This is a genomic window from Comamonas thiooxydans (genome assembly GCF_002157685.2).
In the GTDB taxonomy this organism is placed as follows: domain Bacteria; phylum Pseudomonadota; class Gammaproteobacteria; order Burkholderiales; family Burkholderiaceae_C; genus Comamonas; species Comamonas testosteroni_H.
Genome location: NZ_AP026738.1, coordinates 4,603,146 through 4,619,070 on the forward strand (window position 1 = coordinate 4,603,146; position 15,925 = coordinate 4,619,070).

The window sequence follows — 15,925 nt, forward strand, 5'->3', positions numbered from 1 at the left end:
GAACAAAAAAGCCGCGCTCCCCCGAGCGCGGCTTTTACTTGAGGCGGCTGCTGGCCGTACGCGTGGCCAGTGGCCGCCCTCCCCACCTCTCTTTATTCAGCCTTCTGACCGATTTCGAAGTTGGCCTGGATTTCCAGGGCACGCACCATGCCCGAATGATCCCAGCCAGCGCCGCCGTGAGCCACGCAGCTGTTGAACAGTTCCTGTGCCTGTGCGGTGTTGGGCAGGGACACGCCCAGCTGACGAGCGCTGGACAGAGCCAGGTTCAGGTCCTTCTGGTGCAGGGCAATGCGGAAGCCAGGATCGAAGGTGCGCTTGATCATGCGTTCGGCATGCACTTCCAGGATCTTGGAAGAAGCAAAACCGCCCAGCAGGGCTTCACGCACACGTGCTGGATCGGCACCGGCGCGCGATGCGAACAGCAGGGCTTCGGCCACGGCTTCGATGTTCAGAGCCACGATGATCTGGTTGGCCACCTTGGCAGTCTGGCCGTCGCCGTTGCCGCCCACCAGGGTGATGTTCTTGCCCATCTTGTCGAACAGGGGCTTGACGCGCTCGAAGGCTGCATCGGGGCCGCCGACCATGATGGACAGGGTGCCGTTCTTGGCGCCGACTTCACCGCCGGAGACGGGAGCGTCCAGGTACTGGGCGCCTGCGGCTTCGATGCGCTTGGCGAAGTCCTTGGTGGCCACGGGCGAGATCGAGGACATGTCGACCACGATCTTGCCGGAGCTGCCCTTCAGGCCGGCTGCCACGCCGTCTTCACCGAACAGCACCTTCTCCACGTCGGGAGTGTCGGGCACCATGATGAAGATGATGTCGGCACGCTCGGCCACACCGCGAGCGGTGGTGCACTGGGTGGCGCTGGTTTCGGCGATGTTGGCAGGCACCTTGCCCACGGTGTTGACGAACAGCTGGTGGCCGGCCGCAATCAGGTGACCGCACATGGGCGCGCCCATGATGCCCAGACCGATAAAGCCCAGCTTGAGAGACGATGCGTTCATGGTTGTACTCCTCAGTTTTCTTGATACTCAAATTCGATGGCCGATGGCGCTTGGCGAGTAAGCGCCACAGGCCTGGTCATCCATTCATGCAGCCACGGCAACCTTGTTCCAGCCGCCGATTTTCTGCAGCCAGCCCAGGCCGGCCTCGGTGCCGTTGGCGGGCTTGTATTCGCAACCGATCCAGCCGTCGTAGCCGATGCGATCCAGGTGTGCGAACAGGAAGGGGTAGTTGATCTCGCCGGTGCCGGGTTCGTTGCGACCGGGGTTGTCAGCCAGCTGGATGTGACCGATGCGGCCCAGCTGCTTTTGCATGGTGGCAGCCAGTTCGCCCTCCACGCGCTGGGCGTGGTAGATGTCGTACTGCACAAAGGCGTTGGGTGCACCCACTTCGTCCAGGATGGACAGGGCATCGTCCGTGCGGTTCAGGTAGAAGCCGGGGATGTCGAAGGGGTTGATGGGCTCGATCAGCAGGCGGATGTTGGCGGCGCTCAGGGCGGCGGCAGCAAAACGCAGGTTTTCCACGAAAGTGCGGCGCACCACGGCAGCGTCCACTCCGGCAGGAACCTTGCCGGCCAGGCAGTTGAGCTGGGGCACACCCAGGGCGTGGGCATAGGTCACCGCCTTGGCCACGCCGGCGCGGAACTCGTCCACGCGCTTGGGGTCGCAGGCAATGCCGCGCTCGCCCGCGTCCCAGTCACCTGCTGGCAGGTTGTGCAGAACAATCTTCAGGCCGGTGGCGTCCAGGCGCTCCTTGATCTCTTCCACGGTGTGAGCGTAGGGGAAGAGAAACTCCACGGCTTCAAAGCCTGCGTTTGCGGCACGCTCAAAACGCTCGAGGAAAGGCACCTCGGTGAACAACATGCTCAGGTTGGCTGCAAAACGGGGCATGATAAAAGTCTCCGGTAATCGTTAATAGTTGCAGGCGCTAGACGCCAAGCAAGGGCCTAAGCCGGCCGCGCCACCCCGCAGCGAAGGCGTCACCCCCTCCCACTGGGAGAGGGGGAAGCGGCAAAGCCGCTCAGGGGGAGTTTCCTATCAGTCCAGCAGGGCCAATGCGCTGGGCGCGTCGGCCTTTTCGGTCGCCAGGTCTTCGAACTCGACCACGTTGTCGATTTCGGCGCCCATGGAGATGTTGGTCACACGCTCCAGGATGCACTCGATCACCACAGGGGTCTTGTGCTCGGCCATCCAGGCTTCGGCCTGCTGCATGGCAGGGGCAAAGTCTTCGGCGCGATGAACGCGGATGGCCTTGCAACCCAGACCTTCAACGACCTTAACATGGTCAACGCCGTAGCCGCGGGTCGCATCACCCTCATCCATGTTGATATTGTCGAACGCCAATTGCACGCAATAGTCGATCGAGAAAGCGCGCTGTGCCTGACGGATCAGACCCAGGTAGCTGTTGTTCACCAGCACGTGAACATAGGGCAGCTTGAACTGAGCGCCCACGGCCAGCTCTTCGATCATGAACTGGAAGTCGTAGTCGCCGGACAGCGCCACGATCTTGCGCTGGGGGTCAGCCACACGCACGCCCAGGGCGGCGGGAGTGGTCCAGCCCAGAGGGCCGGCCTGGCCGCAGTTGATCCAGTTGCGGGGCTTGTACACGTGCAGGAACTGGGCACCGGCGATCTGCGACAGACCGATGGTGGACACATAGGTGGTGTCGCGATCCAGGGTGCGGTTCATGCACTGGTAGACGCGCTGGGGCTTCATCGGCACGTTGTCGAAGTTGGTCTTGCGCAGGTACTCGACGCTGTTCTTGCGACCCTGGCACTCGGCCACCCAGGCCTTGCGGCACTTGAGCTTGCCGGCAGCCTTCCACTCCTTGGCGACGGCAACGAATTGCTCCAGAGCCGCCTTGGCGTCGGAGACGATGCCGTAGTCAGGCGCGAACACGCGGCCGATCTGGGTGGGCTCGATGTCCACGTGGATGAACTTGCGGCCCTTGGTGTAGACCTCGACCGAGCCGGTGTGGCGGTTGGCCCAGCGGTTGCCGATACCGAACACGAAGTCCGAAGCCAGCATGTTGGCGTTGCCGTAGCGGTGGCTGGTCTGCAGACCGCACATGCCGACCATCAGGGGGTGATCGTCAGGGACGGTGCCCCAGCCCATCAGGGTGGGGATCACGGGCACGTTCAGGATCTCGGCCAGCTCGACCATCAGATCGGAAGCATCGGCGTTGATCACACCGCCACCGGAGACCAGCAGGGGACGCTCGGATTCGTTGAGCATCTCGATGGCCTTCTCGGCCTGCTTGCGCGAAGCTGCTGGCTTGTAGGCAGGCAGGGGCTCGTAGGTGTCGATATCGAACTCGATCTCGGCCAGCTGCACGTCGATGGGCAGATCGATCAGCACGGGGCCGGGGCGGCCGGAGCGCATCAGGTGGAAAGCCTGCTGGAAGGCGCGGGGCACCTGGGCGGGTTCCAGCACGGTGGTGGCCCACTTGGTCACGGGCTTGGCGATGGAGGCGATGTCCACGGCCTGGAAGTCTTCCTTATGCAGACGCGAGCGAGGTGCCTGACCGGTAATGCACAGGATTGGAATGGAGTCGGCGCTGGCCGAGTACAGACCGGTGATCATGTCGGTGCCGGCAGGGCCGCTGGTGCCGATACACACGCCGATATTGCCGGCCACAGCACGGGTGTAGCCTTCGGCCATGTGGCTGGCGCCTTCGACGTGACGGGCCAGAATGTGACCGATGCCGCCGTGGTTCTTCATTGCAGCGTACAGCGGGTTGATGGCCGCGCCGGGCACACCAAACGTCACGGTTACACCTTCTTTTTCGAGCACCAGGACTGCGGCGTCGATTGCTTTCATTTTGGCCATGAGGGTCTCCTAAAAACTTGGTTGAACTTTAGTCAAGACCTTTGCTTGCTGGAAGCCGCCCTCAGACCATAAAATTTATTCCACCCAAGAATAAATAGGAGACAAATCCATGGACAGACTCGACGCGATGCACATGTTTGTGCGCGTGGTGGAGACCGGCAGCTTCACCAAGGTCGCACAGGAATTCGCCACCACCCAGCCCACCGTCACCAAGCAGGTCGCGGCCATGGAAGCGCGCCTCAAGGTGCGCCTGCTCAACCGCAACACACGCGGCGTGAGCCTGACCGAAGCCGGTGCGCTGTACTACGAAAAATGCAAGATCATCGTCAGCGACGTGGCGGAGGCGGAGAACGTGGTCAAGGTACGCCAGACCCAGGTTCAGGGTCAGTTGCGCATCGGCAGCTCGGTAGCCTTCGGGCGCCGTGTACTCATTCCGCTGGCCATGGATTTCATGAAGCACAACCCGCAGGTGCAGGTCGATCTGAGCTTCGAGGACCGTTACACCGATCTGGTGGCCAACGGTATCGATGTGGCGCTGCGCCTGGGCAAGCTGGCCGACTCTTCACTGGGCGCGCGCATGCTGGGCGTCAATCCCTGGGTGCTGGTGGCCTCCAACACCTATCTGCGCAAGCACGGCACGCCGCGCCGCCCCTCGGACCTCAAGGAGCATTCCACGCTGATCTACAGCAGCGTGCAGGGCAACGATATCTGGCGTCTGCGCAATGCCAGCGGCGAGCCGGTGTCGATTCCCGTCACCGGGCGGCTGCGCTCCAACAATCTCTCGGCCCTGCTGGCCGCGGCCCGCTCGCACATGGGCATTGCGGCCCTGCCGCGCTACGTGGCCCAGGACTCGCTCAAGGACGGTCGCGTGGTGGAAGTGCTCAAGACCTGCCGCCTGCCCGAGCAGGAAATCCACGCCGTCTACCCCTCACCGCGGCTGGTGCCGCAGAAGGTGCAGTCCTTCATCGCCTTTTTGCAGGGCAAGTTCGACGATGCCTGGTGGGAGGATCTGCCAAGAGGGGGCTAGCTCCCCCCTGAGGCGCTTCGCGCCTAGGCGGCCCCGCCTTCCCCTCTCTGTACGCGCTGCGCGCTAACGGAGGGGGACTGCTCCTTCGCCGCGAGGCGGCTCTTGCTCGGAGCACTGGGATGGGTAGCGCCAGTTTTACACTGCAGCTATATAAAAATAGCAGCTACCGCTTGATGAACGGTGGCTGCAGATATTTTTCTATTTGAAACCGCTGAATAGCCTGCGCAAGCAGCTATCCAATTTGATGGTTTCAAAGAATCAGAATGGCGCGGAAGTCGTTGACATTGGTGTGCGTGGGACCGGTGATCACCAGATCGCCCAGTGCCGAGAAATAGCCATAGGCATCGTTGCGGTCCAGGTGATCGCTGATGCGCAGATTCAGCTCTGCCGCGCGCTTGAGCGTGCAGGGCGAGACGCGGGCTCCCGCATTGTCCTCGACACCGTCGATACCATCGGTGTCCGCCGCCAGTGCCCAGACTTTTTCCTGACCCTGCAGGGCCTGGGCCAGACCCAGGCAGAACTCGCCGGCACGCCCGCCGCGCCCCTTGGCCGCACCGGGTTGGCGCGGGCGGATGGTCACCGTGGTCTCGCCACCCGAGAGAATCACGCAGGGCCTGGCAAAAGGCTGGTCATGCCTGGCCACGGCACGCGCCAGTGCTGCATGGACCTTGCCCACCTCGCGCGACTCGCCTTCCATCTCGTCGGACAGCACATGCACGGCAATGCCGGCCGCGCGGGCGGCAGCCGCGGCCGCTTCCAGCGACTGCTGGGGCGTGGCGATCAGATGCACCTCATGGCCTTCAAAGCGGGCATCGCCGGGCTTGGGCGTCTCCAGCTCGCCAGCTTGCAGCGCAGCGCGCACGGATTCGGGAATCCCGATCTGGTAGCGGTCCAGGATGGCCAGTGCGTCGGCACAGGTCGAGGCGTCCGGCACCGTGGGTCCGCTGGCAATCACCGAAGGATCGTCACCGGGCACATCGCTGATGGTCAGCGTCACCACCTTGGCGGGATGGCAGGCCGCAGCCAGACGACCGCCCTTGATGCGCGACAGATGCTTGCGCACGCAGTTCATCTCGCCAATCGCCGCGCCGCTCTCCAGCAGCGCCTTGTTGATGCGCTGCTTCTCGGCCAGGTCGATGCCCTCGGCGGGCAGCGTCAGCAGGGAGGAGCCGCCGCCGGAGATCAGGCAGATCACCAGATCGTCGGCCGTCAGGCCCTCGGTCAGCGCCAGAATGCGCTCGGCCGCAGCCAGACCTGCCGCATCCGGCACCGGGTGAGCAGCTTCCACCACCTCCAGGCGCTGGGCCAGCCCTTCGGGGCGTGGGGGAATGTGCGCGTAGCGCGTCACCACCAGACCCGACAGCGGAGCATCCTGCGGCCACAGAGCTTCCAGCGCCTGCGCCATGGAGCCGCCGGCCTTGCCGGCACCCAGCACCAGCGTGCGCCCCTTGGGCGGCTTGGGCAGATGACGCGCCAGACCCTCGATAGGCAGGGCATTGCGCACCGCCACGTCATACAGATGACGCAGAAAGCCAGCCGGGTCTTGCTGGGGAACAGGCGTTGCCGCGGCCTGCGCGCGCGAGGATGTATTCTGTGCTTGCATAGCTGCGCATTGTGCATTCGGGCTTTTTTCCCTTACAGAGGCCCCCCAGTCACAACACTGCTGATCTTTGCAATACCAATGTTGCAAGCCCTTGCTCCCATTGGGTTTGCGCGCTTGCGCACAGCTTTCTGCGCCTGAACATCGATACAAACACCATGTTTGGTGAACAGAAACTGTATACAAAACTTGTCTTCAACCGCTATGATGGATTTATGGAAACTTCCACCACCAGTTTCATTGTCGAAAGCCTGACCAAGGCCATCGTCGAGCATCGCCTGATGCCCGGCACCAAGCTGGCCGAGCAAAAGCTGGCCGACCACTTTGGAGTTTCCCGCACCCTGGTTCGCCAGGCCCTGTTCCAGCTTTCACAGAACCGTCTCATCCGGCTCGAGCCCGCCCGCGGCGCCTTTGTGGCCACGCCTTCGGTGGACGAGGCGCGCCAGGTGTTTGCCGTGCGTCGCATGCTCGAGGCCGAGATGGTGCGCAGCTTTGTCAAGCAAAGCAGCGCCGCCAAGATTCGCGCCCTCAAGCAGCATGTGGCTGCCGAGAAGAAGGCCATGGAAGCCAATGACGTGGGCCAGCGCACCGAGCTGCTGGGCGACTTCCACGTGCGCATGGCCGAACTCATGGGCAACGAGGTGCTGGCTCAGCTGCTGGGCGAGCTGATTTCCCGCTGCGCATTGATCACCCTGATGTACCAGTCTGCATCGGCGGCCGAGCATTCGCACGAAGAACATGCCGACATCGTGACCGCGCTGGCTGCGGGCGATGCCGAACATGCGGTGCAGCTGATGCAGCTGCACCTGGACCACGTGGAAGCAGGCCTGACCTTCGACCGCGATTTGCCAACGAACGATTTGTCGATGGCACTTTCATCCGTATCCCTATGACTTACGATTCCACCGCCTCCTACCCACGCGACCTGATTGGCTACGGCCGCAACACGCCCCATCCCGAATGGCCCGGCAAAGCCCGCGTGGCCGTTCAGTTCGTGCTGAACTACGAAGAAGGCGGTGAGAACCATATCCTGCATGGCGACCCCGGCAGCGAGCAGTTTCTGTCGGAGATGTTCAATCCCGCCAGCTACCCGGCCCGTCACATGAGCATGGACGGCATCTATGAATACGGCTCGCGCGCCGGCGTCTGGCGCATCCTCAAGGAGTTCGAGAAGCGCGGTCTGCCGCTGACCGTGTTCGGCGTGGCCACAGCGCTGCAAAAGCATCGCGAGCTGGCCCAGGCCTTTGACGAGCTCGGCCACGAAGTGGCCTGCCACGGCCTGAAGTGGATTCACTACCAGAACGTGCCCGAGGAGATCGAGCGCGCCCACATGCAGCAATGCGTGGACATCTTTGAAGAGCTGTACGGCGCGGGCGGCGACCACGGCCTGGGCTGGTACACCGGCCGCGACAGCCCCAACAGCCACCGCATCGTGGCGGACGCAGGTCGCTTTACCTACGACAGCGATTACTACGGCGACGACCTGCCCTTCTGGATGAAGGTTGCCAAGAGCGACGGCACGACGCACCAGCAGCTGATCGTTCCCTACACGCTGGACGTGAACGATATGCGCTTTGCCCTGCCCCAGGGTTATTCGCATGCCGATCCGTTCTTCCAGTACATGAAGGACACATTCGATGTCCTGTACGCCGAGGGCAATGCCAGCGGCGACAACGCCCCCAAGATGATGAGCATCGGCATGCACTGCCGACTGCTGGGCCGCCCCGGCCGGATTACAGCGCTGCAGCGCTTCCTCGACCACATCCAGAAGCACGACAACGTGTGGGTGTGCCGCCGTATTGATTTGGCTCGTCACTGGGCCGAGCGTTTCCCCTGCAAGGATTGATTGCGACATGGCTTTGACCCTGGAACAACTGAATGCCGCCGATGCGGCAACCGCCACCGACCTGCTCGATGGCCTGTACGAGCACTCGCCCTGGATTGCCGCCAAGGCACTGGAGCAGCGCCCCTTCAAGTCCATGGCGCATATCAAGCACGCCATGGCCAAGGTGCTGGCCGAGTCCAGCGAGCAGGCACAGCTCGATCTGATCCGCGCTCACCCGGAGCTGGCCGGCAAGCAGATGGAGACCAACACGCTCACCGCCGAATCGACGAATGAGCAGAAGAAGGCAGGCCTGACCAACTGCACGCCCGAAGAGCTGGAGCACATCCGCAAGCTCAACGCCGAATATGGCAAGCGCTTCGGCTTCCCCTTCATCCTGGCCGTGCGCGGCGCGCGCGGTCTGGGTCTGAGCAAGGCCGAGATCATTGCGACCTTCGAGCGTCGCATGTTCAACCATCCGGCCTACGAACAGGCCGAGGCACTGCGCAACATCCACCGCATCGCCGAGATCCGCCTGAACGACAAGTTCGGCTATGAGCCCGTCGAAGGCAACGAAGTCTGGGACTGGCAGGAACGCCTGTCCACCAACAGCGACCCCGGCTACGCCGAAAAAGGCCAGCTGACGGTGACTTATCTGACCGACGCCCACCGCGCCTGCGCCCAGCGCATCAGCCACTGGATGCGTGAAATCGGCTTCGACGAGGTCGAGATCGACGCCGTGGGCAATGTGGTGGGCCGCTACAAGGCCGCCACCGAAGGCGCCAAGACCCTGCTGACCGGCAGCCACTACGACACCGTGCGCAACGGCGGCAAGTACGACGGCCGTCTGGGCATCTTTGTGCCCATGGCCTGCGTCAAGCAACTGGCCCAGCAAGGCAAGCGTCTGCCCTTCAACATCGAAGTGGTGGGTTTCTCGGAAGAGGAAGGCCAGCGCTACAAGGCCACCTTCCTGGGCTCTGGCGCCCTGGTGGGCGACTTCAAGCAGGAATGGCTGGAGCAAAAGGATGCGGATGGCATCACGCTGCGCGAAGCCATGCTGCATGCCGGCCTGTGCATCGACGATATCCCCAAGCTGGAGCGTGACCCGGCCAAGTACCTGGGCTTTGTGGAGGTGCACATCGAGCAGGGCCCCGTGCTCAACGAGCTGGACATCCCCCTGGGCATCGTCACCTCCATCAACGGCAGCGCCCGCTATGTCTGCGAATTCATCGGCATGGCCAGCCACGCCGGCACCACACCCATGGACCGCCGCCGCGACGCCGCAGCCGGCGTGGCCGAGCTGTCGCTGTACATCGAAAAGCGCGCCGGCCAGGATGGCGACAGCGTGGCCACCATCGGCCAGCTGAACGTCCCCTCGGGCTCGGTCAACGTGGTGCCCGGCCGCTGCCAGTTCTCGCTGGACCTGCGCGCGCCAACCAACGAGCAGCGCGACGCAATGATCAACGACATCATGGCCGAGATGGCGGCGATTGCCGAACGCCGTGGCCTGCGCTACACCACCGATCTGTCCATGAAGGCAGCGGCTGCACCCAGCGCTCCCGAATGGCAGAAACGCTGGGAAAACGCTGTAGACGCACTGGGCGTGCCCCTGTTCCGCATGCCCAGCGGCGCCGGTCACGACGCCATGAAGCTGCACGAAATCATGCCCCAGGCCATGTTGTTCGTGCGCGGCATGAACGCCGGCATCAGCCACAACCCGCTGGAAGCCTCCACCTCCGACGACATGCAACTGTCCGTGGACGCCTTCACCCACCTCCTCCACCAACTGGCTCAAGAACAGCAATGACCAATATGAATCAAGACAAGCAAGCCACCTACGCCGCCATCGATGCATGGATTGACGAGCACTTCGACGAAGAAGTGAAGTTTCTGCAGGCCATGGTGCAAGTGCCCACGGACACGCCTCCCGGCAACAACGCACCCCACGCGGAACGCACTGCCGAGCTGATCAAGGGCTTTGGCTTCGACGCCGAGAAGCACGTCGTTCCCGAAGCCGACGTCAAGGCCTACGGCATGGAGTCCATCACCAACCTGATCGTGCGCCGCCCCTACGGTGACGGTGGCCGCACCATCGCCCTGAACGCCCACGGCGACGTGGTGCCTCCGGGCGAAGGCTGGACCAAGGACCCCTATGGCGCCGAAATCGAAGACGGCAAGCTCTATGGCCGCGCCGCTGCCGTGAGCAAGAGCGACTTCGCATCCTTCACCTTCGCCGTGCGTGCCCTGGAAGCCGTGGCCAAGCCCAGCAAGGGCGCCGTGGAACTGCACTACACCTACGACGAAGAGTTCGGCGGCATCATGGGCCCCGGCTGGCTGCTGGAAAAGGGCCTGACCAAGCCTGACCTGATGATTGCGGCGGGCTTCAGCTACGAAGTAGTTACCGCTCACAACGGCTGCCTGCAGATGGAAATCACCGTGCAGGGCAAGATGGCTCACGCCGCCGTGCCCCACACCGGTGTGGACGCACTGCAAGCCACGGCCGTGCTGCTGACCGCTCTGTACGGCGAAAACGTCAAGTACAAGCAAGTCACTTCGCAAGTGCCCGGCATCAAGCACCCCTACCTGAACGTCGGCCGCATCGACGGCGGCACCAACACCAACGTGGTGCCCGGCAAGGTCATGCTCAAGATCGACCGCCGCATGATTCCTGAAGAGAATCCCGTGGAAGTGGAAGCCAGCATCCGTGCTGTGATCGCCAAGGCCATCGAAGACTTCAATACCCAGGGCGGCTACACCGGTGAAGACGCCGTGCGCGTGGACATCAAGCGCCTGCTGCTGGCCAACGCCATGACTCCCCTGGACGGCAACAAGCCCCTGGTGGACGCCATCCAGAAGCATGGCGAAGCCATCTTCGGCGAAGTGCCTCCTGCAGTGGGCACGCCTCTGTACACCGATGTGCGCCTGTATGTCGAGCGCGGCATCCCCGGCGTGATCTACGGCGCCGGCCCCCGCACCGTGCTGGAATCGCATGCCAAGCGCTCCGACGAGCGCCTGGTGCTGGAAGACCTGCGCCGTGCCACCAAGGTGGTGGCACGCTCTCTGGTGGACCTGACTGCCTGAGCCTCAACTACCGTTTGAACGCCTAGCCTTCTTCTGTCTGGATGGAGGTTTTTCAAGGAGCCTGGATTCGTCCGGGCTCTTTTTTTATGCGCGCCCAGAGAGCAGGCCGGCGGGCATTTGCTCGGCATGGCTCAGGTCCACATGGCTGGCCAGAAAATCCAGCACCGCCCGCGTCCTCACCGGCAACTGGCCGGGCTTGCCCACATACACGGCATGGATGGGCTGCAGATCGCCGGGATTGAAATCCTCCAGCAATGCCTGCAGCCTGCCTGCATGCAAATCGTCCCAGGCGTGATAGAGCGACAGCCGCGCCAGACCCGCCCCGGCCTTGGCAAGATTGGCCATGGCTTCGCCATCGTTGACGCGCAGTACCTCCCCCATGCTCACCGTCACCGCCTTGCCCGCCACCACAAACGGCCAGTGCGGTATGGCCCGCGGGTAGTTCCAGCCAATGCGCACATGGCCTGACAGCTCATCGGGATGCGCCGGTCTGCCAAAGCGCTGCAGATAGTCCGGCGAGGCTACGATCACCTGGCGCGTGTGACCCAGCTTGCGCGCCACCATGTCCGAAGACGGAAGCTCCCCCCAGCGCAAGGCGATATCGGCGCGAGCCGCTATCAGGTCCACGACGTGATCGGTAAAGCTGAGGTCCAACTGCAGGCCCGGCCAGGTCCGCATGAGCGGGCCGACCAACGGCACCAGCAGGCGATTGCCGGTGGAGGAGCTGGCATTGATGCGCACCACGCCGGTGGGCTGGCCCTGCCGGGTGACCGAGGACTCCAGCGCCAGCCAGTCCGCCAGCAGCTGCCGGCCCTGGTCCAGCAACTGCTCTCCTTCCGCAGTCAACTCCAGCCGCCGGGTGCTGCGACGCAGCAGCTGCACGCCCAGCCGGGCCTCGAGCCGGGCCACGATCTTGCTGACGGCCGAGGGCGAGACTTCGCGCAGACGCGCCGCCGCCGAGAAGCTTCCCTGCTGGGCCACCAGCACAAAGGTCTGCAGCTCCGCAAAGCGGTCCGCGCTGTGCTCCTGCAGCGAAGGCATAGCCGTTGATTTCTTCATGAATCACATCATAAATATGCCATTTATTCCGCACAGGAACAAATGCATGTCCGCATCAAGGGCTAGCGTGCCTTCTGCCGCAGGTTCACAGTTCAGCCTTTCGCGGAATTTTCACAAGGACGGTTCTCCATGCCTGCAGCATTGCTTGCTCTGGCCGCCGGTGCCTTCGGCATCGGCACCACGGAATTCATCATCATGGGCCTGCTGACCCAGGTCAGCCAGGATCTCCATATCTCCATCCCCACGGCGGGCACGCTGATCTCGGGCTATGCCGTGGGCGTCGCCGTGGGCGCACCCGTGCTCACGCTGGCCTCGCGCCGCTGGCCACGCAAGCTGCTGCTGCTGAGCCTGATGCTGCTGTTCATCGCCGGCAATGCCGCCGCCGCCCTGGCGCCGAGCTATGGCTGGCTGCTGGCGGCACGCGTGCTGACTTCGCTGACCCACGGCACCTTCTTCGGCGTGGGTGCGGTCGTCGCCACGCAACTGGTGGCGCCCGAAAAGAAAGCCTCGGCCATTGCACTGATGTTTTCCGGCCTGACCCTGGCCACGCTGCTGGGCGTTCCCTTCGGCACCTGGATCGGCCAGCACTGGGGCTGGCGCATGGCTTTTGCCAGCGTCAGCGGCATCGGCGTGATCGCGCTGCTGATCCTGCTGCGCCATGTGCCACGCGCACTCAGCATGCCCAGCCCTCAGGGCCTGACGCAGGAACTGGCCGTGCTGCGCAATCGCGCCATGTGGCGCGGCCTGCTGTTGACGGTGATCGGCTTTGCTGGCGTCTTTACCCTCTACACCTATATAGAGCCGCTGCTGACCCAGATCACGGGAATGGACAACCGCATGATCGCCTTCACCCTGCTGCTGTTCGGCGCGGGCCTGGCCCTGGGCAACCATGCGGGCGGCAAGCTGGCCGACCGCTTTGGCGTGCAGCGTGCACTCTGGGTGTCGCTGGCTGCCTTGATGCTGGTGCTGATCGCGGGCCGCTGGATGTTTGCCAGCACGCCCCTGGCCATCGCCTTTGTGCTGCTGCTGGGCATTGCCGCCTTTGCCACCGTGGCGCCGCTGCAGATGGGCGTGCTGCAATCTGCGGGCGAGGCCGGCATGAATCTGGCGTCCAGCCTCAATATCGCGGCCTTCAATCTGGGCAATGCCCTCGGTGCCTGGCTGGGCGGAGCGGTGATCGCGCAGGGCCTGAGCCTGACTTCGCTGGCCTGGGCTGCAGCCCTGCCAGCGGCCGCAGCGCTGCTCATGGCCAGCTTCGCGCCACGCCAGAGCAGTCCAGTTCAGACTTCGGCCATGGCGGCGGGCATGCACTGAAACTCAGGCGCGGCACCAAGACGGCACAAGGCGGCAGCCTGCCCTGCAGCAGCGCAAACGACCCCCACTCCAAGGCGACCGCAAGGTCGCCTTTTTTGCTTGTGCTGCAGCTCGGCATGGTTTTTGCACTGATTGAGGTCCCATGGCAAGGCATGAGCTCTTTGCAGGCCCCATGCACGCTTTTGCACAGCGGTGCACCAATTCTGGACTTGATGCCTTTTTTTGCACCTTCTTCAACGCTAATGCATGCGAGCGATCCCCGCCTGGCTGCCCGCTTTCTTTCACTAGATGTTTCAAGACCCGAAACCTGGGCGCGCATAACCGAAGCCAGATCTGCGCCGATTGCATATCGCGCAAGATTTGCTATGAAAAACAAAGCACCTACCGCTTGATATCAAAAGGTTTCAATATGTTTTATTCTGAAAATTAGAAAAACAAAGAGTCAGAAGCTACATATTTAATAGCAATCAGTAATTACCTTAGATGGTTATGCGCGAAAAACATAACTATTGACATCCCATCCGGAAACTGAATTTTGAGCAGGGTTTACCGCTAGATGCTGTGCGTTATGAGCTGTATACACTTTTTGTATGGATTGCATGCCATTCGCGAATCGCATGCCAACCTGAAGCCAATATCGAGTGAGGAGACATGTTTTTATGACATCCCAAGTGCATCCCGTGGATGAGGTTCTGCCATTTGGCAAGCTCACCGCCTTAGGTCTGCAGCACGTTCTGGTCATGTATGCCGGCGCCGTCGCCGTGCCGCTGATCGTGGGCCGTGCCCTGAACCTCCCCCCTGAGCAGGTCGCGCACCTGATCTCCGCCGACCTGTTCGTCTGCGGCCTGGTCACCCTGATCCAGGCCATGGGCGCAACCCAGTGGTTCGGCATCAAGCTGCCCGTGATGATGGGCGTGACCTTTGCCAGCGTGGCCCCCATGGTGTCCATGGCACAGAGCACCGGCGGCAATGCCGGCGCAGGCCTGATCTTTGGCTCGGTGATAGGCGCGGGGGTGATCTCCATCCTCATTGCTCCGCTCATCAGCCGCATGCTGCGCTTCTTCCCACCGGTCGTGACCGGCACCATCATCGCCGTCATCGGCATCAGCCTGATGCGTGTGGGCATCAACTGGATCTTCGGCAACCCCGTGGGCCCGACCGCCCCCTCCGTGCCCAACCCTGAGCACCTGAAGTGGCTGGCCGAGGCCCAGGCCATGGCCGGCGCTCCCGGCTCCTCGCTGCCCGCCATCCCCAAGGGCTTCTCGGTGCTGCCCACCATGCCCAACCCCAAGTACGCCGATCTGCAAGGCGCTGCGGTATCCGGCATCGTGCTGCTGTCCATCCTGCTGATCGCACGCTTTGCCAAGGGCTTCCTGGCCAATATCTCGGTGCTGATGGGCATTCTGATCGGCGGCGTGATCTCCGTGGCCATGGGTCTGATGAACTTCGAGAAGGTCGCCAAGGCAGAGTGGTTCACCCTGGTGCTGCCCTTCCAGATCGCCATGCCCGTGTTCGACCCCATCCTGATCCTGACCATGAGCCTGGTGATGGTGGTGGTGATGATCGAGTCCACCGGCATGTTCCTGGCCCTGGGCGACATGGCCAAGCGCGACATCACGCAGGACGAGCTGACCCGCGGTCTGCGTACCGACGGTCTGGGCACCCTGATCGGCGGCATCTTCAACACCTTCCCCTACACCAGCTTCTCCCAGAACGTGGGCCTGGTGGCCGTGACTGGCGTGCTCAGCCGCTGGGTCTGCGTGGCCGGTGGCGTGATCCTCATCGTTCTGGGCGTGCTGCCCAAGATGGGTGCGCTGATCGAATCCCTGCCCACCGTGGTGCTGGGCGGTGCGGGTCTGGTGATGTTCGGCATGGTGGCTTCCACCGGCATCCGCATCCTGGCCAACGTGGATTTCCGCAACAACAAGAACAACGCCATGATCGTGGCAGTGTCCATCGGCGTGGGAATGATTCCTCTGGTTGCCCCTAATTTCCGTCAGTGGATGCCCCATTCCATCCATCCACTGATTGAATCCGGTATCCTGCTGTCCTCGATTACCGCCGTGGCATTGAATCTTTTCTTTAACGGAGCCGCCAAAGACAACAGCGCTGCCATCAACGCAGCACGTGAGGCTGACGCTCACTAAACGCCAGCCCCAAGCGAACGCTGGCTTACCCGCCAGCCCAAGCCC

General features: G+C 62.9%; 12 protein-coding genes. 7 read left to right on the top strand and 5 right to left on the bottom strand.

The genetic code is table 11. From position 1 onward, the window contains the following. Positions 1-92: 92 nt before the first annotated feature. From glxR to gcl, 3 genes are all read right to left on the bottom strand, one after another. Positions 93-1,004, bottom strand: a complete 912-nt coding sequence (gene glxR, locus CTR2_RS21400) for a 2-hydroxy-3-oxopropionate reductase (RefSeq protein WP_003073277.1) — start codon at positions 1,002-1,004, stop codon at positions 93-95. Positions 1,005-1,088: 84 nt separating this feature from the next. Then, the gene (hyi, locus tag CTR2_RS21405) at positions 1,089-1,892 is read right to left on the bottom strand and encodes a hydroxypyruvate isomerase (RefSeq protein WP_087081166.1); all 804 of its coding nucleotides are present in this window, start codon (positions 1,890-1,892) and stop codon (positions 1,089-1,091) included. Positions 1,893-2,039: 147 nt separating this feature from the next. Next, on the bottom strand, positions 2,040-3,830 hold the full coding sequence (gene gcl / locus CTR2_RS21410) for a glyoxylate carboligase (protein WP_012839516.1): 1,791 nt from the start codon (positions 3,828-3,830) through the stop codon (positions 2,040-2,042). Between the two features lie 109 nt (positions 3,831-3,939). Here gcl and CTR2_RS21415 point away from each other — a divergent pair, with 109 nt between their 5' ends. Continuing rightward, a complete protein-coding gene (locus CTR2_RS21415; RefSeq protein WP_003052436.1) occupies positions 3,940-4,857 on the top strand; it encodes a LysR family transcriptional regulator in 918 nt (305 codons plus the stop codon). 250 nt (positions 4,858-5,107) lie between these two features. On the opposite strand, the gene CTR2_RS21420 is transcribed toward CTR2_RS21415, so the two are convergent. Continuing rightward, on the bottom strand, positions 5,108-6,460 hold the full coding sequence (locus tag CTR2_RS21420) for a glycerate kinase type-2 family protein (RefSeq protein ID WP_003063997.1): 1,353 nt from the start codon (positions 6,458-6,460) through the stop codon (positions 5,108-5,110). Between the two features lie 212 nt (positions 6,461-6,672). On the opposite strand from CTR2_RS21420, the gene CTR2_RS21425 reads away from it, so the two are divergent. From CTR2_RS21425 to CTR2_RS21440, 4 genes are read left to right on the top strand one after another with little or no spacing between them, the layout of a single operon-like run. Further along, positions 6,673-7,350, top strand: coding sequence for a GntR family transcriptional regulator (locus tag CTR2_RS21425; RefSeq protein ID WP_019043607.1), 678 nt, complete (start codon positions 6,673-6,675; stop codon positions 7,348-7,350). Beyond that, positions 7,347-8,303, top strand: coding sequence for an allantoinase PuuE (gene puuE, locus CTR2_RS21430; RefSeq protein WP_310221681.1), 957 nt, complete (start codon positions 7,347-7,349; stop codon positions 8,301-8,303). Before CTR2_RS21425 ends, puuE begins: the two co-directional genes overlap by 4 nt. A gap of 7 nt (positions 8,304-8,310) precedes the next feature. Next, entirely contained in the window at positions 8,311-10,086 is a 1,776-nt protein-coding gene (uraD, locus tag CTR2_RS21435) for a 2-oxo-4-hydroxy-4-carboxy-5-ureidoimidazoline decarboxylase (protein WP_003063720.1), read from the top strand. After that, positions 10,083-11,360: a M20 family metallopeptidase gene (locus tag CTR2_RS21440; protein WP_003063718.1), complete on the top strand. Its 1,278-nt coding sequence runs from the start codon at positions 10,083-10,085 to the stop codon at positions 11,358-11,360. Before uraD ends, CTR2_RS21440 begins: the two co-directional genes overlap by 4 nt. A gap of 84 nt (positions 11,361-11,444) precedes the next feature. Here the strand turns inward: CTR2_RS21440 and CTR2_RS21445 are convergent, their stop codons facing one another. After that, on the bottom strand, positions 11,445-12,419 hold the full coding sequence (locus CTR2_RS21445) for a LysR family transcriptional regulator (protein ID WP_087081162.1): 975 nt from the start codon (positions 12,417-12,419) through the stop codon (positions 11,445-11,447). A gap of 129 nt (positions 12,420-12,548) precedes the next feature. Between CTR2_RS21445 and CTR2_RS21450 the strand changes: the two genes are divergently transcribed. Both CTR2_RS21450 and CTR2_RS21455 read left to right on the top strand, forming a co-directional pair. After that, complete coding sequence (locus tag CTR2_RS21450; protein ID WP_087081160.1) at positions 12,549-13,733, top strand: MFS transporter; 1,185 nt, start codon at positions 12,549-12,551, stop codon at positions 13,731-13,733. 659 nt (positions 13,734-14,392) lie between these two features. Continuing rightward, a complete protein-coding gene (locus CTR2_RS21455) occupies positions 14,393-15,880 on the top strand; it encodes a nucleobase:cation symporter-2 family protein (protein ID WP_003063711.1) in 1,488 nt (495 codons plus the stop codon). Positions 15,881-15,925: the final 45 nt, after the last annotated feature.